20 protein-coding genes and 1 pseudogene are annotated in these 22,224 nt (G+C 43.7%); 6 read left to right on the top strand and 15 right to left on the bottom strand.

Features of this window, described 5'->3' with window-relative positions:
* Positions 1–62: 62 nt before the first annotated feature.
* The 7 genes from ACPUYX_RS00105 to ACPUYX_RS00075 form a co-directional block, all read right to left on the bottom strand.
* Entirely contained in the window at positions 63–1,280 is a 1,218-nt protein-coding gene (locus ACPUYX_RS00105; protein ID WP_088228977.1) for an ABC transporter permease, read from the bottom strand.
* A complete protein-coding gene (locus ACPUYX_RS00100; protein WP_426377727.1) occupies positions 1,277–2,002 on the bottom strand; it encodes an ABC transporter ATP-binding protein in 726 nt (241 codons plus the stop codon). Before ACPUYX_RS00100 ends, ACPUYX_RS00105 begins: the two co-directional genes overlap by 4 nt.
* A gap of 38 nt (positions 2,003–2,040) precedes the next feature.
* Positions 2,041–3,696, bottom strand: a complete 1,656-nt coding sequence (locus ACPUYX_RS00095; RefSeq protein ID WP_426377726.1) for an efflux RND transporter periplasmic adaptor subunit — start codon at positions 3,694–3,696, stop codon at positions 2,041–2,043.
* Positions 3,697–3,821: 125 nt separating this feature from the next.
* Positions 3,822–5,354 carry a sensor histidine kinase gene (locus tag ACPUYX_RS00090; protein WP_426377725.1) on the bottom strand — a complete coding sequence of 511 codons (1,533 nt, stop codon included), beginning with the start codon at positions 5,352–5,354 and terminating at the stop codon, positions 3,822–3,824.
* Entirely contained in the window at positions 5,351–6,046 is a 696-nt protein-coding gene (locus ACPUYX_RS00085) for a response regulator (protein WP_426377724.1), read from the bottom strand. The genes ACPUYX_RS00090 and ACPUYX_RS00085 overlap by 4 nt, the downstream gene beginning before the upstream one ends.
* 200 nt (positions 6,047–6,246) lie before the next feature.
* A complete protein-coding gene (locus ACPUYX_RS00080; RefSeq protein WP_426377723.1) occupies positions 6,247–6,681 on the bottom strand; it encodes a MarR family winged helix-turn-helix transcriptional regulator in 435 nt (144 codons plus the stop codon).
* Between the two features lie 83 nt (positions 6,682–6,764).
* Positions 6,765–7,589: a GerMN domain-containing protein gene (locus ACPUYX_RS00075; protein ID WP_426377722.1), complete on the bottom strand. Its 825-nt coding sequence runs from the start codon at positions 7,587–7,589 to the stop codon at positions 6,765–6,767.
* A 198-nt stretch (positions 7,590–7,787) separates the two neighbouring features.
* Here ACPUYX_RS00075 and ACPUYX_RS00070 point away from each other — a divergent pair, with 198 nt between their 5' ends.
* A complete protein-coding gene (locus tag ACPUYX_RS00070) occupies positions 7,788–8,534 on the top strand; it encodes a ZIP family metal transporter (protein ID WP_426377721.1) in 747 nt (248 codons plus the stop codon).
* A 179-nt stretch (positions 8,535–8,713) separates the two neighbouring features.
* Here ACPUYX_RS00070 and ACPUYX_RS00065 read toward each other — a convergent pair whose 3' ends face one another.
* Complete coding sequence (locus ACPUYX_RS00065; RefSeq protein WP_426377720.1) at positions 8,714–9,415, bottom strand: GDSL-type esterase/lipase family protein; 702 nt, start codon at positions 9,413–9,415, stop codon at positions 8,714–8,716.
* A 171-nt stretch (positions 9,416–9,586) separates the two neighbouring features.
* On the opposite strand from ACPUYX_RS00065, the gene ACPUYX_RS00060 reads away from it, so the two are divergent.
* From ACPUYX_RS00060 to ACPUYX_RS00050, 3 genes are all read left to right on the top strand, one after another.
* The gene (locus tag ACPUYX_RS00060; protein WP_426377719.1) at positions 9,587–10,069 is read left to right on the top strand and encodes a YlbF family regulator; all 483 of its coding nucleotides are present in this window, start codon (positions 9,587–9,589) and stop codon (positions 10,067–10,069) included.
* Positions 10,070–10,231: 162 nt separating this feature from the next.
* Entirely contained in the window at positions 10,232–10,831 is a 600-nt protein-coding gene (locus ACPUYX_RS00055; RefSeq protein ID WP_426377718.1) for a hypothetical protein, read from the top strand.
* Positions 10,818–11,105, top strand: a complete 288-nt coding sequence (locus tag ACPUYX_RS00050; protein ID WP_426377717.1) for a hypothetical protein — start codon at positions 10,818–10,820, stop codon at positions 11,103–11,105. Before ACPUYX_RS00055 ends, ACPUYX_RS00050 begins: the two co-directional genes overlap by 14 nt.
* Positions 11,106–11,317: 212 nt before the next feature.
* Here ACPUYX_RS00050 and ACPUYX_RS00045 read toward each other — a convergent pair whose 3' ends face one another.
* Positions 11,318–12,160, bottom strand: coding sequence for a hypothetical protein (locus tag ACPUYX_RS00045; protein ID WP_426377716.1), 843 nt, complete (start codon positions 12,158–12,160; stop codon positions 11,318–11,320).
* A gap of 112 nt (positions 12,161–12,272) precedes the next feature.
* Here ACPUYX_RS00045 and ACPUYX_RS00040 point away from each other — a divergent pair, with 112 nt between their 5' ends.
* Positions 12,273–13,220, top strand: coding sequence for a metallophosphoesterase (locus ACPUYX_RS00040; protein ID WP_426377715.1), 948 nt, complete (start codon positions 12,273–12,275; stop codon positions 13,218–13,220).
* A gap of 321 nt (positions 13,221–13,541) precedes the next feature.
* On the opposite strand, the pseudogene ACPUYX_RS00035 reads toward ACPUYX_RS00040, so the two are convergent.
* Positions 13,542–13,898: pseudogene (locus ACPUYX_RS00035) on the bottom strand (cell wall hydrolase); the annotation flags it as partial.
* A gap of 517 nt (positions 13,899–14,415) precedes the next feature.
* Between ACPUYX_RS00035 and ACPUYX_RS00030 the strand changes: the two are divergent.
* Positions 14,416–14,808, top strand: a complete 393-nt coding sequence (locus ACPUYX_RS00030) for a hypothetical protein (protein ID WP_426377714.1) — start codon at positions 14,416–14,418, stop codon at positions 14,806–14,808.
* A gap of 97 nt (positions 14,809–14,905) precedes the next feature.
* On the opposite strand, the gene ACPUYX_RS00025 is transcribed toward ACPUYX_RS00030, so the two are convergent.
* The 5 genes from ACPUYX_RS00025 to ACPUYX_RS00005 all read right to left on the bottom strand — a co-directional run bounded on the left by ACPUYX_RS00025 (position 14,906) and on the right by ACPUYX_RS00005 (position 21,420).
* Positions 14,906–16,381, bottom strand: a complete 1,476-nt coding sequence (locus tag ACPUYX_RS00025) for a DEAD/DEAH box helicase (protein WP_426377713.1) — start codon at positions 16,379–16,381, stop codon at positions 14,906–14,908.
* Positions 16,382–16,834: 453 nt separating this feature from the next.
* Entirely contained in the window at positions 16,835–18,055 is a 1,221-nt protein-coding gene (locus ACPUYX_RS00020; RefSeq protein ID WP_426377712.1) for a TolC family protein, read from the bottom strand.
* Between the two features lie 19 nt (positions 18,056–18,074).
* Positions 18,075–19,259 carry a TolC family protein gene (locus tag ACPUYX_RS00015; RefSeq protein WP_426377711.1) on the bottom strand — a complete coding sequence of 395 codons (1,185 nt, stop codon included), beginning with the start codon at positions 19,257–19,259 and terminating at the stop codon, positions 18,075–18,077.
* Between the two features lie 111 nt (positions 19,260–19,370).
* A complete protein-coding gene (locus ACPUYX_RS00010; RefSeq protein ID WP_426377710.1) occupies positions 19,371–19,718 on the bottom strand; it encodes a hypothetical protein in 348 nt (115 codons plus the stop codon).
* A gap of 64 nt (positions 19,719–19,782) precedes the next feature.
* The gene (locus ACPUYX_RS00005; RefSeq protein ID WP_426377709.1) at positions 19,783–21,420 is read right to left on the bottom strand and encodes a S41 family peptidase; all 1,638 of its coding nucleotides are present in this window, start codon (positions 21,418–21,420) and stop codon (positions 19,783–19,785) included.
* Between the last annotated feature and the right edge of the window lie 804 nt (positions 21,421–22,224).

The following is a 22,224-nucleotide window of genomic DNA, read 5'->3' as shown; positions in this document are numbered from 1 at the left end:
TAAAAATTGCACAATCGAAGCAAAAACCTGAAATAAGCAGCAAAACCAAAAGGATTGATAGATTACTCATACCTTAAAGCGTCAATTGGATCCATCGAAGCCGCTTTTCGAGCCGGAAAGACCCCGAAGATTATACCGATGGCTGCAGAGAAACCGAAAGCGACCAACACAGACGTCGGGGAAATGCTGGTACTCATCTTTAAGGCTTTCCCAGCGAGAGTTGATCCTCCAAAGCCGAGGACAATCCCTATTCCGCCTCCCAGAATACTAAGTACGATGGCTTCAATGAGGAATTGCATCATGATATCGAGACCTTTAGCCCCGATGGCTTTACGGATTCCAATCTCCCGCGTTCGTTCGGTAACCGAGACAAGCATGATATTCATGATTCCAATTCCCCCAACCAAGAGAGAAATTCCAGCAATACCGCCAAGGAGCATGGTCAGGGTTTGAGTCACTCCCGTCATGGTTTGTAACATATCCGCCTGATTTTGAATATTGAAATCATCATTTTTCCCGGCTTGGATGTTATGAGCCCTTTCCAGCTCGGCCGTAATCTGATTTTGAGCGGCTTGCATTTGATCCGCCGATGTAGCGGAGACCAGGATATTACGAACGGTCTTTTTCCCCAGCAAGCGCTGCTGAATAGTAGAAATCGGTGCGGTAATCATATCGTCACTGCTCATAAACCCGGTTGATCCTGTTGATGTTGTCACTCCGATAACTTGGAAAGGTACATTGTTGATTTTGATGACTTTGCCGATCACTGAAGCATTGGCATCACCGAAAAGGTCTGTAACTACAGTAGGGCCAAGGACAGCCACACGTGCAGCCTTGTCAACATCATCTGTTGTAATGAAACGTCCCGTTGCCATAGTTACGTTTTTAATTTCCTGATAATCCTGGGTCGTTCCCATAATCGTAGTCGAGGTGTTTCCCGAGCCGAAAACCACTTGTCCATTGGTGTTCGCGACAGGAGCGACTGCTTTCACAGCCGTTCCTATCTGGATTTTATCGACATCCGTCATTTTTAAAGTGTCCGAACTGCCCATTCCTCCCCGGACTCCTCCGGAATTGGACTGTCCCGAGCTGATGGTCAGAAGGTTTGAACCTAAGCCTTGAATCTGAGACGTAATCGAAGCTGTAGCCCCGTTACCAATGCCCACCATAGCGATAACAGCCGCAACCCCAATAATCATCCCCAGCATGGTTAAGGCAGAGCGCAGCTTATTGGCCCGTAAGGCCCGGAGAGAGACCCGAATACTTTCCAAAAAGTTCACTTTGCTACTCCCTCCTCTACGATCTGGGCTCGAGCTTTACGAGGATTGGCGACTTTCTCATCCCCTTCAATGTTGCCATCACGGAAATGAACAATCCGTTCCGTAAATTCCGCAATATCCGGTTCATGAGTTACCAGGACAATGGTATTGCCTGACTCGTGCAGCCGCTGAAAAATAGCCATAACCTCTTCACTAGACTTGCTGTCTAAATTTCCTGTGGGTTCATCCGCTAAAATGATCGAAGGTTTGGTAACAAGTGCCCTGGCAATGGCTACCCGCTGCTGTTGACCTCCTGAGAGTTCTTTAGGTTTATGATAAATCCGGCCGCCGAGGCCGACAGATTCTAAGGCTGCAATGGCACGAGTTCGTCTTTCTTTGCTGGGTACCCCGGCATAGAGCATGGGAAGCTCAACATTTTCTACTGCCATCGTGCGAGGCAGTAAATTAAATCCTTGGAAGACAAAGCCGATCTTACGATTGCGAATCACCGATAACTGGTCACCGCTTGCTTTGGCCACATCGGTTCCGTCGAGAAAATATTCTCCTTCTGTGGGGGTGTCCAAGCAGCCCAAAATATTCATCATCGACGATTTACCGGAACCGGAGGGTCCCATAATGGAAACAAACTCACTAGCTCCCACGTGAAGATCCACCCCGGCTAAGGCAGCAACTTGAATATCACCGTTGGCATATATCTTTTTAATTCCTTTAAGGTCGATCAAATTGCATCCCTCCTAACGTATTCTTAAAGCTAGATCACTTAATTTCCTCTGGGACGTGCACCGCCTCCGCCGCCACCGGTTATTGCTCTAGTAGCGCCTCCGCCGCCAAGGCTGAATCCCGATCTGGAACCGGAATTTGAATTGGTCGTCGTTGTGTTGGAAACGGTACCGGTAATGACCTCCTGCCCTTCTTGTAAACCGCTCTTGATCTCTACATTGGTGCCATCATCAAGGCCAATCACAACGGGAACCATACGAACATTAGCCATGGCATTTCTGCTGCCGGCACCACTTCTTGTTCCCGAATATCCGCTGCCGCCGGTTCCGGAACCTGTACTTCCGCTCCCTGAGTTTCTGGCACCTGAATATCCGTTAGCCGCGTTGCCGGCTTGGCCGGTACCGGTTTTAGATTGCCCTTGAGATTGAGATTGTGCTTGGGAATTGGCTGTTCCGGAAGTAGTCCCCGGAGCTGCAGGTACCATTACATAGCTTTGCGTACCTCTGGTCTTAACCGCTTCACTCGGTATCGTTAAAACATTTTTCGCTTCAGCGACAATAATATTGATATTGGCGTTCATACCTGCCCGGAGAAGGTCGCTGTTTTGATCAACTGTCGCGGTAACCTGATAGGTGGTAACATTTGAGGTCGTTGTGCCCTGCAAGGCGACCGCATTCACTGTCCCACTGATATGGTTATTCGGATAGGAATCAAGGGTGATATCTACTTTTTGTCCTACTTTGCATTGCGTAATATCTGCCTGGTCTATTGCAGCATCTACTTCAAGTTTGTCGCCTACAGGAGTGATGGTAATAATGGATTTGGAATCTGAATCTTGCCCCAGTTGAAGCGGGCAATCCACGACCACAGCATCCACCGGCGCAATGATTGAAGCATTAGCTAAGTCCGCCTGAGCGCTGGCGAGCTGAGCCTGAGCAATTTGAATACTGGCCTGAGACGATTGAACATCGGAGGATTTCGGGCCCTGCTTCTGTTGATCCACTTGATATTGAGCCGCAGTAACATCAGCCTGAGCAGCAGCTAAAGCTTTTGCCGCCCCTCCATTTTGATTGTTCTTCGCTGTCGTTAGAGCATCCAAAGCTGAATTCAGTGAGTTTTGCGCCGATTGGATGGAGGAAGAATTCACACTCAACTGCGCCTTTGCCAAATTGTCGCTGGCTTGTTTGACGTTATTGTTGGCCAAAGTCACTTGATTGGCCAAATAGCCAGGATCTGCATTCTGCTGGGCAGTCGTTAAATTCTGCTGTGCTTTGGCAAGAGTTGACTCCGCCTGCGCAAGAGTTTGAGCATTATAGGAATCCTCCAGATCCTGATACTTGGTTTCGGCGGAAGTCACATTGGCTTCAGCCTGTAAAACAGAGGTTTTCAATTTTGTATCGTCGATCTTGGCAAGGACTTCCCCCGCTTTAACCGTATCTCCTGCTTTTACGTTTAGTTCTACGATTTTTCCGGCTGAAGAAGCATTTCCTGAGGTTGGAAAGGTTAAGGTAATCGCGTGGGGATAATTTACTGTTCCGGTTGCTGTAATCACTTTTTGAACATCACCCAATTTAGCCTTGGAGGTCGTATAAGAGGCCGCCGCCGGTTTCGCCGTAAAATGCTTATACGCCCAATAGCCCCCTCCCAAGACCAGAAGAACACCAATTACCCCAATGGTCACCTTTTTTTTGTTCATACTCTTTCTCCTTTTCTCGCTCATTTAAACAACAAATCTTAAGTAGCTGCTTATGCTTAAAAATAATTCTTGCTAAGAATACCATAGACTTTTGTTCAAACAAGGAAGGACTTCTTAAGATGTTGTTAAGGATTGACATCTAACGTGTTTTTGGGCTTCACAGGCAGTAGAATCCGAAAACTGCTTCCCTCACCAAGTTCACTCTCAACCTTGATTCTTCCTCCGTGTGCTTGGATGAATTCCTTGGCAATAGCTAAGCCTAAACCAGTTCCGCCGTTCTCTCGTTCGCGTGATTTGTCGACTCGATAAAAGCGATCAAAGATATGGTCAAGTTCTTCCGCAGGAATTCCTTCGCCAGAATCTTTTACGGTTACCTGCACCCATCTTCCGCCTGACTCATCCACGGGATTTTTATCCTTAGAACCCGCTTCCTCGGTTTTATCATCCTTTCTCCGGAAGACATCCCGCAAGCGCCGTGAGACATCCTCCCCGGTCATTTCATTTTCCGGAAGATTTTCCACTTCTTCTAACTGAACGTTCAGAGATCCACCCGACGGAGTATGCAAAAGCGCATTACCAATTAAGTTGACAAAAACCTGAGTCAACCGATCAGCATCTCCAACGATCTCAGGAATTTTCCCGCCGCTGATGTTGATGTTTAAACCACGTTCCTCAAATTCTATTTGAAATTGTTCAATAATTTTTCCAACAATAGTATGAAGATTAACCGTACTAAGGGCCATAGGCAATTTGCCCGCTTCCGCCAGACTTAACTGCTGCAGGTCTCGAACCAGGCGAATAAGTCTTAAGGTTTCATCCTGGATTGGCAGAATTGTCTCCGGAGTTGAAGGCAGCACTCCCTCTTGAATGGATTCCAGTTTACCAAGAATAACCGCCAGAGGAGTACGCAATTCATGGGCAATATCTGCCACCATGTTGCGTCTTACTTCTTCATTGCGATTCAATTGCTCCGTCATTTTATTAAAATCGCGGGCCAGAAGGGCGATATCGCCATTGCCTTCGACTTCGACACGAGAAGCCAGATCCCCGTCACCGACCCGCCGCACAGCTTCCATCAGGCGATTTAAGGGCTTGGTAAAATGCCGGGTTAATAACAGTCCTAAAAGCAGCGCTATTAAAGACGTAATAATTAAGCCGATAATCATTCCTTTAATAATAGAAGTTCCAATGGTTTTCGCCAACTTGCTGTCTACCACTGAAGTGTGTATCGCCTGCCAATAATGCCCCACCGTTCTCCCATTGACCGTGATCGGCTGCCATTGCTTTTCGATTTTGTCATAATCCGGAAGAGCGGTGAGCTGTTTGCCCAGATCTTTATTCGAGGGATCAACGATGACCTTATTGTTTTGGTCAAACACTAAAAAACGCTGAAAATCACGGGGAGGGTGGGCAAATTTAGGATCAGGCGGTGTTGTCATAACCTGGGAAACGTGGTCCTGAACCCCCTCCCAGTTGTTGTGTCCCCCATAATAGACGCTGAGCAGTTGATTCAAGTGATCTCCGAAAGACTGCTGCACATAGGTTTCAGCATGCCCAATCAAAGCCTGAGTTGAGGCAAGTGCGATACAGGCAAAAACAATCGACATAAAAACAACCATGCCGATTAAAGCCAGGATAAATTTACGCCTTAACGTCATAGGTCCTCACCAAACCGATAACCGACTCCAAATACGGTTTCAATATATTTGGGATCACTGGGATTATCTTCGATTTTTTTGCGCAAGTTCGAGACATGGGTATCGATAGAACGTTCGTAATAAAGATACTCTTCTCCCATTGCCTGCCGCAGAAGTTGTAGCCGGCTGTAGACCGTCCCCGGACGCAGGGCTAATAAATGGAGGATATTAAATTCTGTCGGTGTAAGTAATAATTCCTGTCCTTTTTTTGTGACCTTATGGCTTGTAACATCAATGGTCAAGTCTCCGCGCATGAGGAGAGATGAATTAGAGTTCTCTTGAGCGCCCCCGGCGGACCGCCGCAGCACAGTTTTTATACGGGCTGCCAGCTCCCTCAGGCTAAAAGGCTTAACAATATAATCATCTGCGCCAAACTCAAGGCCTAATACACGATCGATCTCCTCTGACTTGGCCGTTAACATAATGATGGGGATTGTGCTTGTCTCACGCAAACGCTTACACATCTCTAACCCGCTAATTCCCGGCAGCATCCAATCAAGCAGCACCAGGTCCGGTTTTTCCTTTTCAATGAGTTCAATTCCCTCAAGACCGTTCTGCGCAGTCACAACACTAAAACCATCCCTCGAAAGATAGTCTCGCACGAGGGTTAAAATCTCAGCCTCATCATCCACTAATACAATTTTGGTTCCCACGTCCACAGCTCCCTCCAGCTCTCGATCTAAAATTTAATAATCCCAGTATACCGCGTAAGTTTCAGTTGCATTTAAGATTATTTTAAAGATTTTATGAAGATTTCGCTACCCTGCTGCTCTGGGCAGATGATACTCACTTCTAATATGCCAAAAAATACCTCCGCTTAAGCAAGCGAAGGTATTTTTTTCCCTCTTAATTATTATAAGTTCATCCGCTGTTCCAGAAGTTCTAAGCTCTGAAGCAGTTTCTGATATTCCTCTTCTGAATAATTCCGGAGAACGTCTCCCAGAAAGTTTTGCCGTTCAGAGACGACAGCATCAACAATTTCATTGCCTTTGCCCAATAAACGCAGCCGAACCATTCTCCGGTCATTTTTATCCCGAACCCGTTCCACCAGCTGCGCTCGTTCCATTCGATCTGCTAAATCTGTGGCAGTGCTGCAGGCTACAAATAAATGTTTTCCCAGTTCACCCATGGTTAGCGGCCCAAATTCCCAGATACTTAAGAGTGCATTGAACTGAAGTGAAGAAATTTCCATACTGACTAGAATCGATCGTCCGCGCTTAAACAAAATGGTGTTTGCTCGTCTTAAGGTCTCCTCTAATTGTTTGGTCAGTTCTTCCGTTGACGCCATCTCTCGTCCCCCATTCTCCATTTAGCTCTATTTTAGCATAGATTCGGGGGTTGTACACAAGGAAAATATACCTTTACCCTTCGTTAGGTAGAACTCGGCGGGTAATTAAAGAGATTAATGGAACTGGGAGAATCGGGGAGCGCACCGTTAGTTTTATCCGACTGAGAAGTACCGCTTCCCGAAGGCTGCGAGGACTGGGAAGATTGACCGGAAGTTCCTGAACTGCCATTATTCTGATCTGTCCCCTGACCTGTTCCCGCGCTGCTTCCGAGATTGGGAATTATCGTCGTAACAGGTGTTGATCCCTTCACCAAACTTGGCTTGCTGACCAAATTTGTGGCATCAATTGTGCCATACTTCGTAAGGGGTTTACCCTCGATGCGGAGTTGGACCTGTTTTATCGTCGAATATTGGGTCAGTGTATCGACAAGTCCGTAAAGTGCTGCTTCCGGTGTAACTTTGGAACTAGGCTGCAAAAACTCTTTGCTTAAATCCACGACCGCCAAATCACCTTTCACAGCGATATCCAAAAGTGTTGTTGAGGTCGGGACAGCGGCTTGATCTGTTGCCCCTTTCGCTGTTGCCGGTCCTTTTAACCACTCAGTTACCGTCTCTCTGGCGACACTTAAAGTCTTAGGCAATGTACGTTGTTCTTTGACAAGATACTTTCCTGTCGAGTCTGGAAAATAGAGAGTAATTACCTTGTTATCCCCCGGAGCTGAAGCCGATACCGCGGCGGTGGCTGCTGCAGAAATTGCTGCCGTTTTGTCCCCGCCAATAAAGTTTCCAAAAGAGCTGTCAGTCCCACCCTTGTTGACAAGAGTTTCCAAGGTACCGCAGCCTGTCAGAGACAACAGACTTAGGACTATTATCCCAATTAGTAGTTTAGACCCTGCTCTGATTTTCAATGATTGATGCCCCCTCCCAGATCTTTTAACCTCTGATTCCATTGTGGTTTCCTCACAATAAGCCTATGCTTTGTCCTCAAAAATAGTACAAGAACTCTGTCTTGAAGATGAATTTGGCCTGTGGAAAATATTTTGTATAAAGCTCAGCTTTACACCATAAATATGATAGCGGTTAAATGTTTGGAAAGGAGATCCCCTATGCAGGATCTATGGGAAGTATTTAAAATCAGTACCATCGCAGGACTGGCTACGACCTTGGGAAGTTTGCTCGTTCTTCTGTTCGGTAAACCGCAGGAACGCTTTCTGGCTTCGCTGTTGGCAGGGGCCGGCGGAGTGATGCTTGCGGTGGTAAGTGTTGATCTGCTGCCCAATGCCTGGAAAATCGGTCCTCCTCTTCAGGTTGGCTTGGGCTTTGCTTTGGGCTTGCTCTTTATGTTGTTTGCTGATCGTCAGCTCAAGACACCGGCAAGTGACTCGTCACTCCCTTTGACAAGACGTCAGCGTCTTAAACGGGCCGGCCTTCTCGTCGCAACAGGGATTGCCTTACACGATATTCCGGAAGGAATGGCCATTGCCATCAGCCAGGAAGCAGCTCCCAGCCTCGGTCTCCTTATTGCCATCGCTATTACCTTGCATAATCTGCCCGAGGGAATGGCTACAACTGCACCCCTAACCATGGCAGGAATTCGTTGGTGGAAAATATTGGCCTTAAATATAGGAATTGCTGTCTTCACGCCTCTAGGAGCCATAATCGGTCTTCTGGCACTGGAAGGAGTAGAAAACTCCCTGGCCTTTTTTCTGGCCTTCGCCGCAGGAGCTATGGCCTTTCTTGTCTTCGCTGAACTGATCCCCCTCTCACGGGAACGTCATCCTCATTATGCTCTCCTCGGCGGAACCATCGGTTTCCTTTTCTTCGCTCTGGTCAGTATGTTACTTCCGGCGTAACAGTCTTTAAATCTAATCGTATACGACGAAATGTTTCTTTGACGGCTCATAATAATACCCGTGAGTGAACTCGTTCCAGCTAAAGCTGAACATCATCAAAGTAAAGAAAAAGCCCGAAAGGTGTAATTAACGTCCTCTCGGGCTAATATTTTGCGCAATTATTTTTGGGCAGGAGAGCCTTACTTCAAGAGTTTGGCCGCATAATCTCCCATTTCTTCATAACCTTTGGCATTGGGGTACTTTCCATCTTTAGAGACTAAACCATCAACGTATTTCTTGGAGCTATCAAACAACACTGTCGTGAAATCCAAGGTCATAAGCGACTGTTTTTTGGCATAGTCGATCTCCCAATCTCGAAGTTCCTGGATATTCGTTTGATACTTTGGATACCAAACAGGCAAGGCCAATACAGGAATAATGTTCTTGGCTTTTGCTTTTTCGACCATCGCTTGAATATTCGTTTGATAATCTTTCAGAGAAACATCTTGAAGTGCATCCCCGGTGCCAACAAAAATAATCACTCGGCCCGGCTTTTCACTGACCACATCAGCGTCGAAACGAGCCAGCAAATCCTTGGAGGTCTGGCTCCCTTTTCCCTTATTGACAACGCTTATCTTCAAATCATCGGCTAAGCGCTGAGTCCAAGAATGTTGTGTGTCCAAGGGATATCCCAAAGTAAAGGAGTCCCCTAAAGCTACGATCTTTGAATTGCTGGGAGTTTGTACGGAAGCAGCAGTTCCCTGAGTCTCCGCAGCACCTGCTGTCGATGCCGATGGCTGACCGGCTTGACCCCACAATCCGAGAAATCCGGTGATAACGACGATTAAGGCCAGCGCAGCGGCGACTTGAATCAGACGTATCTCCAATCGATAAGTTCGCATAGAAACTCCTCCTTTTCCTTCTAAAATCTACTTATTCTACATTGTTTCCCTCTTTCCTTCTAACAAATTTTAGAAACTATATCCCGGGAACCCTCTCCAGAAGGTCAATACCCCATACACCAGTAAGCTTCTCAGCGCATATTTTATAGGAGGAAATAAGGAGGTGCCCCTATGAGTTACATTGACAAGGCCCGCGAATTGGGAGAAGCCCTGTCTCAGACCCCCGAACTTCAAGGACTGAAGGCAGCAGAAACTGCCATTATGGCTGACCCTCAGACCAGAGAAGCATTCAGCGAGTACCAGGAAAAAGAGCGCAATCTCGTCACTGCCCAAATGATCAGCAAAGTGGTTCCAGAGAAAGAGTCTCTAGCTCTGCTTGATCTTAAAGTTCGACTTATGAATAAATATCCTCTGATTAAAACCTACTTTGTACAGCAGCAAAATTATGAGAAACTTATGGCTATGGTTAATCTGACCTTGACAACTGCAATGCATGGGCTGCCTTCAGCAAGCGACCTGCCCATTCCGGAAGAGCTAAAGGGCATGGCCCAGCAAATTCTTGACAAAATCAGCGGCGGAAACCCCATGGAAAAAATGCAGGTCACCCCTGATATGGTAAAAAACCTTAAAATACCGCCATTAACTCAAAAATAGTCAAAGGCAGGAGTTAAAATGATCAAAGGTTATCGGGGCCCGCATTTTATCAATGATATAACACACCCTGTAACATTTATAGCTTTCCTGATTGTCATTATCTTAGGAAGCTGGGCAACGATTTGCACCTGGTTCTAAAACGTAAAGGAGAGGAGGAAGGCCGTGATTCAAAGAACTGAATGTGCTCCCCCCTTACCGGCTACTTCTTTCTCCTTTACTATTTTAGTCGATAGCCCCATTCGCCGTAATTTACCCTTCTGCCCTGTCAGTGCCATGTTATTTCCGATAGCCACAACAGAAGTCGAGTACGCCTCCATGATTGTTGCTGGTATTGATGTGCTGATGACGTTTCTTTTTAAGCGCTCATTAGCGCATCCACCGAACTTGGGCCGCCCAACACCGGAACATTATCCCGTGACTCTTACCCTGCCCCAGCTAACTCAGCTTATGCAGGCTTCAATCAACGGTCAAATACCTATGCAGCCGCTCCCTCAGCCTGTCCCCGGCCAGGGTTTCGGCCCTGTCGGTACTGATGAACCTCTATTCCCTGATAACCTAAGCGTTTCCTTAGTAATTTCTGCTCCTTTTGCACCGTTTGATGGAAGTCCTGACACATCCTTTAACGTCCCCTTATTTGAAATTCCGGGAGTCCCCGGCAACTTAATTATTGCTATGGGAATCATCATCGCCCAGTTCTTTATCGAGCGCAGCGGAATCGGTATTCCTAATGGAAATGGGGGGGATAGCATTGCCACTTTTTAACAGCTTGAAAGACGAATGCTCAAGACCCCCGCTCTGCAGCTATCCAAATACTAAATCACCGGCAGTCTGGGATTATGGCTTTAACCGTCTTGTTCCCATACTCCAGTCCCCATCCGTCGGAGCAGGAATGTTAGCCGTTACTTTTTTCTTTTTCATCGCCTTCTTCTCCAACGTTCTCTTGGCTCAATTATCGTTGAAAACCATTGGCATCGCAGTAACGGTTACAACCTATAGCTTAATGGCTTTAATCGTACTCATTTTGTTTTTACTGTAAATGATCTCGGGCAGCCTCAGCCTCTTTCAATTGAATCAGAATTAACTCAGAGCGCAAAAATAGCCGGATCATTAAATCCTGGCTATTTTAAATTTTTTAACCCATACAAAATTGCAGCGGTTTCGTTATCACTTCTAAAACTGTTTATAATTCTGCAAACTTAAAAAGGCCCCGTGTTTGCAGGGCCTCCGAGGGATAAACACTGAGAATAATTAAGGGGTTGGCGGAGGAAGTATTGTATCAGTAGGTGCCATGGCTTCAGGAGTCATCATTGTTTCAGAAGGTACTCCTATCTGACCCGGGACAGGCAGCACCTGCGGCGCTCCAGGAAGCCCTTCAGGGCTGATCGGCGGTTTCTTGCCTCTGAACAAGTTAGAGACCTTACCCCAGAAAGATTGAGCCGTATTCTTCATCGGACTGAGAAATGCTGCAGGTCCTCTGGGTTCTTGGACTTTCAGAATAATAGGTCCGTTGGGGGCCTGACCCAGTTGACCGATGCCCTCGACAGAAACTACCGTTCGAGTGTAGGGGTACAATGGAACAGGGCTCTGAAAATGGGTCCTATAAACACCATTACCCACAGGACGAAGAACACCTGCTAAAAATCCCATCTTCCCTTTACTATCAACAAGATAGGCTGCATACTGACCGAGCTGACCTTGCCCCAGGAAGGTTTGCGGCGGCGGGAGATTAGCTACTAAAAGAAAACTGTTATCAGGTGATATGGTCGCCACCCCATTAGCAGCAATTCCATCTTGAGCCGGTTGAAGAATAAGCTGTCTCGCCTGATTCATCCCTTGATTTGGCCCTTGAAACTGGGGTTGGGAGAAACTCCCTGAAAATTGACCTTGTTTAGGGCCGATAAATCCGCCTCGGAGATTTTGAACTTGACCATCCTTTTGAAAAATACCGTTGGCCTTGAGTCTTGACCCCAAGGTATCACGAATCGTTCCGGGAGAGTATCCCGGACCTAATGGAGCATTAGGTAATGATGGGAATCCTTGCGGACCCATGGGTTCATAAGGATTTGAAGGAGTGTTCCCGCTGAACTTCACCTTGCGCCCCTCCTTTATAAATTCAAACTAACCTCTTAACATGATATGTTTAAATGAAAGGAAGAGTTCTGATATACTGTTAAGAAAGGCAAACTATTCTTGGGAGGCTGCTATGCCGAATAAATTAACCACACTATTTACGAAAAAAATATCCCGTCGGGACTTTTTCCGCGGAGCCGGCGGCTTTATCGTCAATCACTGGCTGCTTTCACTGCTGCCCGTCGGAGGCGCCGGGCTGCTCGGCTGGGCAGAACATGATACCGAGGAATTACAGAGCGAAATGTGGGATCTATTCTATCCCAAACTGCCAAAAGCCCTGGAAGGAAAAACTATCTGCCAACTCAGCGATTTACATCTGGAAACCTTGAAAATAACACCCCAACGCATCATCCAAACCACAATGGCCCAAAAACCAGACCTGCTCGTACTGACCGGAGACATCATCTCAACACGAACCGACCTGGATAAAGTCAACTCCTACTTAGAAAAACTCTCCGCCCCCTGCGGAAAATATGTCGTCCTGGGCAACAATGATTACGGCCACCTCTCTCATTCTTTAATGAAACGCTTTCTGAAACAGCTTCAAGGTCTGGGCTGGATCCCCCTGCTCAACCAATCATCCTTCATCCCCTCACTCAATCTCTGGATGATCGGCATCGACGACCCAGCAACCGCACACGACAACGTCGATCAAGCCTACCAAAACCTCCTCACCACCCAAACCTCACCGCCAACATCCCTCTTTCGGCTAGCTCTTGCCCACTCCTCCGATTGCCTGGACGACGTCGCCTTCTACGGAGCCGACCTCTTACTAACAGGACACACCCACGGAGGCCAAATTCGCATCCCAGGCCTGCCGCCCCTGGTTACCAACACCTACCTCGGCGACAAAGGAATTTACGAAGGATACCATGTCATCCAAGGCATTCCCCTCTACATTAGCCGCGGCATAGGCGAAAGCATCATCCCGCTGCGTTTCAACGTCCCCCCGGAAATCACCTTCTTCACCTTCCACCAAGGAAATGAATCACCCAAACATCAAACCAAAGACGCCAAATAGCCCCGCAAACGCGGGGCTATTTCATTTTCCAAAACAGACGGCGCACATAAAATGTGCCGTCACCCAAAAACCGTCTCTCTTATTCTCGTTCCGTTACCAAGCCCGGGACGCAGTATGACGCAAGCGTGAGGCCTTTACGTAAGCAGCCCAGCAAACTTCCGTTCTAGCGACCGACCCCAGATACGGGGCGGTGAACAGGGATGTTCACCGCCGCCATAGCGCCCGGATGGCGCTTATGGCGGGAACCCCGCTCCCCAAAGCCAGTCGCTCGAACGGTTAGTTTGCTCTGCGCATGTACGGCCGAACGCTGTGTCATACAAGTCAGATACTAAACGTATGGTTCCCAATCCTCTTAATAACGGGCCTGCTTTTTATCCAGCGATCTTTCGTAAGCCGAGGATTATAATAATATATTGCCCCATTAGTGGGGTCATCACCTGAAAGGGCTGCTTCCGCAGCCTTGTAGGCTACGTCGTTCGGATCAAGATGAATCTGCTGATCCTTAACGGCCGTAAAAGCACCGGGTTGATAAATAACACCCCAAAAAGTTTTCGGAAAATGAGGATCCTTAAGGCGATTTAAAACGACAGCTCCAACAGCGACTTGACCTTCGAAATTCTCTCCCCGCGCTTCTCCATAAATTACACGAGATAACAGATTGACTTCCTCTTCTGTTACGAAACGCCCCAAACTACGGGAGAGAACTTGATGCCCTGTATCTGGTAGTGGTGTATCTTGAGACGATTTATTATTTTGATACTGATTATTATTTACAATAATATTATACGTTGGAATTTTGGTTGTCGACTTTGTTGGCTGAGACTCATTGGAACGAGAAGGTTGGGGTCCGGTGTGAGAGTTGGCAAACATGATTTCATATATATCATCTTGTCCTAAAACAGGATAGATCTCAGCTTGCCAAAGAAACAAACACATCAACCCACAAAGAAAGACCGCCCAGGACTTCCGACATCGTCGGTGTGGCAAAAAAATCACCTCTTAAGTTCTAAACTATTTCTAGTCTTTCCCAACAAAGGCGATTTTTATAACATCAGAAATTTTAATGATTAATGATGCCACTTTTTATCCTCTTTAAATCATATCCAGCAATCTATTTACATATACTTAGGCAAACCGAGCAAAGCTAGAGTGAAGTCTTATAATTAGAGCACGCAACTAAAGTGAGGGTGATGATATGCGAGCTATAATTAAAAACCTATTTTCATCGTATTCTTCACCGAATGAACCACCGCTGAGCGAGGCTGAACGACTATTGGGAGAAATTGAGGAATCTCGAGAAAAAATCGAATATGCTTGGAATCATTTTGATTTTGCAGATCCCGAGTATGTAGAAGTTGCAGTCCTAGAACTTCTTTTAGCAGAAACTCAATATAGCATTCTTAACAAACGCTATCGTCTGATGTTGGGCATACAGGAAAAATCATTATACCTAGAAACATCTGAAGCCGACATACCCTCCTTTTCTCTAGAGAGCCAGCTCCACAACCATGCCTTCTATGGAACGTTCTTTAATGACGATGAAAAATCGGCTCCTATGTCCCGGCTATTATCGCAAAATTCATCGTAACTTATCTAATTCAATAGTCTTACCATTCGCAAAAGAGTTGGCCCGAAATTAAATCAGACCAACTCTTTTCTTAAGCCCCGCAGGTTATGTTCTTTTCTTAACCGTTTCTCTTGTTTTCACGACTTCTAGAAGTTCCTCCAAAACCTCCGCGGGCATCGTGGCTTCTTCTTCTGGACCATGTATCTTGTTTTGGACCAAAGTTTTTTCTGTTAAAGCCATTTTTTTGACCTCTGGGATTTTCCATTCCCCTTACTCGAATCGGTGCAGCTTCGGTTAAACGAACTTCGACTGTTTCCGGTTCTTTTGTAATGATTTTCAGGGCAGCACATAAAAGCGTGACGGAGTCATTTTCGGCGAGAAGCTCTTCGGCGATCCCTTTGTATTTCTCTATATCCTCTTCAGCAATAACTCTCAAAATTTCATTCATAGTCAATCGCTGCTGCCCTTGGACCGCTTCTATTATCGTTGGGACAGGTTTGCGAGTAATCTTACGTTTAATTACGGATTCAATAAGTCTAAGCATCCCTATCTCTCTTGGAGTCACAAAGGTAATAGCAAGGCCCGTTTTCCCTGCACGGCCTGTTCGCCCAACCCTATGGACATAACTTTCCGTATCTTGTGGAATGTCAAAATTAAAAACATGAGTGACACCCGTAATATCGAGTCCTCTGGCAGCTACATCAGTAGCAACTAAAACTACAATAGATCCATCTTTAAACTGTCTTAATACGCTGTCTCTCTTGCTCTGAGTGAGGTCACCGTGAATTCCTTCCGCAGAATAACCACGTTTATTTAGAGCCTCAGATATTTCGTCCACCCTGCGTTTGGTACGAGCAAAGACGATTGATAAATCGGGGGATTGAATATCGAGAAGACGTGACAAAACATCAAATTTGAGTTTTTCAGGTACTTCAACATACTGCTGTTCTATATCTGAAACTGTTACACCCGTTGCCTTGATGTGAATCAGCTCAGGTTCCTTCATAAAGCGTTGAGCAATATTTTGAATTTGCCGCGGCATTGTGGCTGAAAATAGTAACGTTTGACGTTCTTCTGGGATCTCTTTAAGAATAGTTTCGATATCCTCCAAAAAACCCATATTTAACATCTCATCAGCTTCGTCTAAAACAACAATTTTAATATCATTCAAACGAATGGTTTTTCTCCTCATGTGATCCATGAGTCGTCCAGGCGTAGCCACAATAATTTGAGGCCTCTTCTTTAGAGCCCGAATCTGCCAGTCAATACTTTGCCCTCCATAGATTGGTAAAGCATGAATTCCTTTAAATTGACCGATTTTGTTTAATTCCTCGGCGACTTGAACGGCTAGTTCGCGTGTCGGTGCCAATACAATCCCATGGATTTGGTCAGACTGCTCCCTTATTTTTTCTACTAATGGTATTCCATAAGCAGCCGTTTTACCGGTTCCTGTCTGGGCCTGCCCGATAAGGTCACGATCCTGCATTACTAAAGGAATTGTTTTCTCTTGAATCGGAGTTGTTTCTTCAAATCCCATATTAATTATCGAACGAATGACCAGTTCACTTAAATTTAGATCAGAAAATGTTGCCAATGTTTCATACTCCTTTTTTGCCTATTTATTAATTATTAAGTTTGCCAAATGCGCCTATATCTATAACTGCGGGTCAATATTTTGTATATTACTTATATCTAAATACCGCTGAAACAGAACGTCCATAATCAAGCGACTTATTAATCTTAGAAAAGGAATTAGACGCTACTAGAACTAAAGTATCATCATATCACATCTTAATAAGATTTTAAATGCAGGATTCATCTCTTACACTACTTATTCTGACTTTCCCAGGCAAAATCTCAAGCCATAACAAAACCTTCCGCCTTCTGATATTCACTGTTTTCAACAGAATACCAAAAGGCAGAAGGTTTTTTCAAGCTATTTATCCACAGCTTATAGAAAAGAGGAAACACAAATAATCATTCCGCGTTATTTGGCTTCCTCTTTTTTGAATTAGTAAACTTAGGGCTTAGTATTAATTTCGATTTATTAGTCGTCTAAGCTGACTTGATAGTTCCCTACTGCTGCCATATAGTCGTTAATATCTTGCTGCAAAGTAACTTGGTCATTGAGCAATGTGTCTTGCAGAGTAAGGATATCTGCGCTGCTTGATTTTCCTGCATCAATATTTTTCTGCATCACATCAATATTAACTTGATCAGCTTGTACAGCAAGTTTATCTGCCTCAATCTTGTATTCCTTTGTTATTAAAGTGTTATAGTCTGTACGTAATTGAACCAACTTAGTTTTAGGCAGATCAGTAAGAGTTGATTTTTTATCCTCAATACTCAACTGTACCTGATCAGCTGATTGTGTATCATCATAGTAAAAGTCAATATTATACTCGATTTGAGAAATATCAATATCCTGTTGGTATTTTTGCACGTCATAATCATTCTGAATTGCTTTGGCTATTAAATTATTAACATCCGAGTCATCAAATTTGGTATAGGGGATAAGACTTGAGGTGAGTACAACATTTCTGTCGAGGTCTATGCCCAGATCGTTCTTTAATGAGATCATTGAATTACTAACATTATCAAGGGCCATCTTCTGGGCTGCTTCCAACTTGCTTTTATTTGCATTATAAGTGTTAATACTTGCCGGAATATCCAAACCAAGTTTTATTCTAAGATTAGCTTGCTCTATCATCTTATCTAAATTGGCCAGCTGTGTTTTAAGACTGTCAGCCTGTTGTTGGTAAGTTAAAATAGTTTCATATTCATTGGTTACTTGGACCTTAAGAGTCTTTAACAGATTATCCCTGTCATGTTTAGCATTATCTAAAGTCCACTGTGAACGTTTATAATTAAGATCTCGATCTTTCCTTGAGTCTTCATCGGATACTGTCGCATTGGTATGCCTTGCTAGAGCCTGTTGATTTTGCTTATCATAAATTTGCAGTTCGCTATCCGCGAGTTTAAGGGACGTATTTCCGGTTTCGATATCCTTCAAGGCATCTTCTAAAGAGAGATTTAGGGTTGTAGTATCTGCTGGCTGGGTTGAGGAATCCGATTGTTGCGAAGGATTTTCTGCAGCAGTAGAAGTAGTAGTATTAGAAGAAGCGTTTGAAGTTGTGGTAATAGCACCGGCAGAACTGTTTGAAGAGGTTGGTTGAGCTGCATTTTCCAGAGCTAGAGTATTATGCGTCGAAACCATTAACGAAGCTGAAACAACAAGAGCGATAAGCGCTAAATAACTTTTTTTCATTGAAATCCCTCCGAATTTATTAGTCGTTCCTATCATTAGGATTTGTAGGGTTTGGATTATTCTTGTGAGTAACTGTAGTCATTCCTGAAGAACTTATTGCCGGGACATAACCGACACCACAAGCCGAACCCATTGTTGTTTGAGCCAACCAGGCATCCAGTTGAGCATTCTTATAGTTCATATCGGCTTGTGCTTTAGCTACCTTAGCATCACCCAGCTCTTTTAAGGTAATCTGTCCGTTCTTAAATTCAGTTTCTGCTGCCTGGTAGCTAACAACTGCTTGATCTTCCAGATCCTTTTCAGCGTCCAAGTTAGTCATAGCTGCTTCTAGAGTGCCAAATAAAGTTACAATATTCTTTTGAACATTAATTTTGGCCAGATCCAAATCATTTTGAGCGCTGTCAATAACATATTGTTGCTGTTGGCAATAGAACTTATAGTCTGTTGGCATCTCCGACTTACCTAATTCATACTCTTTCTTATCTTTATCGAGTGTGTTTTGAGCATCAATAATTTCTGCTCGATTTGCTATAGCCAGGTTGACATATCCATCTAATGATCTTATATGATCAGTCGGAGTTATGTTATTGTCCTGCAAGGTTGAATATTGTTTTAATGTCTCCATATCCTCGCCCATTAAATTTTGGACATTCATAGAAGCTGATTGATAGGTTTTTTGAGCACTATTGTAAGCATATTGCGATTTAAGATAATTTATTTGACTAAGCCTTAACTCAGCTGGAGAAATTAATCCCAGAGACTCCTGCTGCTGAGCTTTTTGATAATCCCCATTTAAGCCGTTCATTAAACCCTGTTGTATATCCAGAGAATATTTTGCTTTTAAGAGATCAATATAAGCCTTATAAGCCGTTAATCTTGTTCCATTTGTAACAACTGATTGTGCATTATTAGCTTTGTCCAAATCATTTTGTCTTTCAACAGGAAGTGTAATAATGGCTACCATGCTTTGATAAGAAGGCCTTACACTCATCAGACTCCTTAAAAGATTCACTTCCGTGGTAACATCTTCATTATACTTCTCGGCTAAAGCTACCCTTCGCTCCACTGATTGGATATTTTGAGAGTTTTTAATTGACGCAATAGCGACTTTCTCGATATCTAAAGAATCATCGGCAGCTAAAGCAGTGCTGGTCGAAACAAGCAACATCAACCCAATAAACAATACAAATATTACTTTTTTCACATGATTTCCTCCTTTTTTAAATTATAGCTATCCTTATACGATTATTCGCTCTGTGTTCTCTCCACCCTTCAAGCTATCTGGATATTTCAATTTTAAATGTATTAGCATATTTTAGGTGTGCTCATTTTTCTTATTTCCCCGAAAATCCTGCCAAAGACTTAAAATCAGCTTTAACTTTTCAATAATTGCCGTAAGGAAAAACAAAGGATCCTTTTTGAGTTTATAGAGACTCGCTGCCACCTCACCGACACTTCCATATACATCCTCCAAAGTGCTTCGAATAAGATTAGTAATCACCTTAACATCCGAAAAAACAGACGGTGCATGTGTGTTAACATGATGAATGGTTTGCTGTACTTCATCCGTGAGTTTGCGCATAGAACGAATCCAAAGTATTAATTCTATGCCCAGCATTCCTAAGATAATAGTGGCTACGAGTGCACATACTTGATATACCATAGTTCAGCCTCCAGTATACCTCTATTTCATCCTGTCTTGCGGCTTTCCTAGTATTTTTTGATACCTAATTATTCATGATCGCCCACCCATAATCAGAATCACTACGGTTTATTAAATTCCTTTCCGAAACAACCTTAGATTTTACTATCGATTGAACCTTCTCCTTTTCTCCTCCTTTAACTGTATGAACAATAGTCAAAGTACCCTTACCTGCCGCCTGTCCTGCAGTATTTAATACTGTTGGATGGACAACCAGCCAATATGTTGAATCTGGAAGTAATGCTTTATCTGGAATAACTTGAACGTCTGAAGGTCCAAGAGTTTCAAAGGTTGTTAGAGTTCTGTCACCTGTCAAACTATTAATTAGTTCTATACTCGAATCATTTACGCTTTGCCAATTAACTGCCTCATTAAAATGTACCGTCAATGTCTGGTTCAAGGGAATTGCCTTCAATTCACTGATTTTTTCATATTCAGGATAATACCATTGATACGATTGAGTGCGATCATCATCTGTTTCTAAGTTTGAGAGTTCACCCCAAGCTTGCCAATATTCTGGACTCCTTGCCATTATATGAGCCTCTGTTTTATCAGAAAGCATTAACTCGGCGGCTTTTAACGAATCCGCATGATCTATTTCAACGTCAGGTTTTATCCCTACCTTATTAATCTCATGACCAAAAGCAGAATAGAAATGATCGACTGTCATTTTTAGTACTCCACCATTGGAAAGATTAAACATACTTTGTACAGTTCCCTTCCCGTAAGTCGTTTTCCCAACTATTGTCGCCTTATGATAGTCTTTTACCGCTCCAGTAAGCAGCTCCGATGCACTGGCACTATTTTCATTTGTTAGGAAAATGATTGGTTGATTTAACACGAATGGCTGCTTAGGAGCCTGATAGAGATGAAGAACTCCCTTTCGATCTTTAACTTGGACAGTAACTTGAGGCCCGATGAAGAAGCCCGCCAAATTTATCCCTGAGCTTAAATACCCGCCACCATTTTCTCGCAAATCAACAATCCAGCTATCAACGTTTTGGTTGTGTAAATTTACTGCCGTCATGGCAAATTCCAGCGGAGTTTGTTCTCCAAACGATTTAATATCTAGATAACCTATATGATTATTTAACACTGAACCTGTCACTGTTGGTTCGACAATCGCCTTACGGGTAACTGAAAAATCCTTGATCCCGGAACCTTGCTTTACAGTTATTTGAACCGTACTGCCCTCAGGTCCACGCAAAAGGTTACTGGCTTCATCCGAGGTTAAGCCAGTCAGAGAATGTCCATCTACACTTGTAATCAAGTCTCCAGACTTAAGACCAACGTCTTCTGCCGGTGAACCTTCTATTACTGAGTCTATTTTTACTCCCTCGGGCAACATCTCTATATAAACACCAATTCCTATGAAACTCAAGTTAATGTTACTAATAAAGTTTTGGTATTCTTCGGGAGAAAAATATGTAGTGTGCGGATCACCCAGGCGCTTTAACATTTCATCAATAGTTGGAGCATTCAAGACATCTTGGGAGACTGGGTCAGCGTACTGAGTTTGAAGCAAGGATCGAACCTCCGCAAGAACACCATTATTTGTATCCGCCCAAACTGGAGTTGAGGTGCCAAGAATTAAGATTAATGAGAGCAATATATTAACGAATAAACGCCTAACTGCCCTCTTGTTAAATAATCTTTGCTTCATAATTTTTCTCCCTTCACCTAAAGACATTTCTTACGGATAAATTGATTCGACACTTAACCCCAAATCACCTTCGGGTTCATGAAAACTTCTAGGAAATATAAACTAAAATAACTGCCTATAATGGTTCACTCTACCATTAAGGCAGTTTTAGATTCTAATTAAGATGATTCCTGTCTGTATAATCTCCTAATAGCTAATAATCTCATAAAATTTTACCGTCATATTAATTTTATCACGATTTCGCACCCAATCCATAAATCAAGAAGCCCCAGCGTCTTAAAGCAAGATTACCATAGACAACTCAAGTAATAAAATTGATGAACCAATGACATCCTTCTAACGTTATACGTTGTTTAGTGACTTGATTATTTACATACTAAAGGAGTTCTAACTTATTATATCATTGTTTGGAGAAAGTTTGTACTACTATTTCTTTGTTTACTTTACTATCTTAATGAGGCAATTTCGTTCAAGCGCTTAAACCATTCCCTTCAATAGAAATGCTATTCAAACCATGTAAAGCAAAAAATCAGAGAGTCATGCTGTTACTGTCAATTAGCTCTATACTTTTATTATAAAATAAGAAATTTCCGGTTTAGAAAGAATAACATTCTTTCACCACCTTAACAGGTTAAAGATAAATACATATAAATGTACTAAGTGTTATGACTAAGCCTTATAATCATTTCCATTATATGTATTTATAAGAAACCTTTAAAGTACAGCTAATTGTTTTAGTATTTGTTAAGATTTATTTTACTATATATTAATAATACTCGTTATTAAGCAATTGTTGGAAACATA

Source organism: Desulfosporosinus sp. SYSU MS00001 (assembly GCF_049943955.1).
In the GTDB taxonomy this organism is placed as follows: Bacteria; Bacillota; Desulfitobacteriia; order Desulfitobacteriales; family Desulfitobacteriaceae; genus Desulfosporosinus.
The sequence above is the reverse complement of the archived record's forward strand: the minus strand, read 5'-3'. Positions and strand labels throughout refer to the sequence as shown.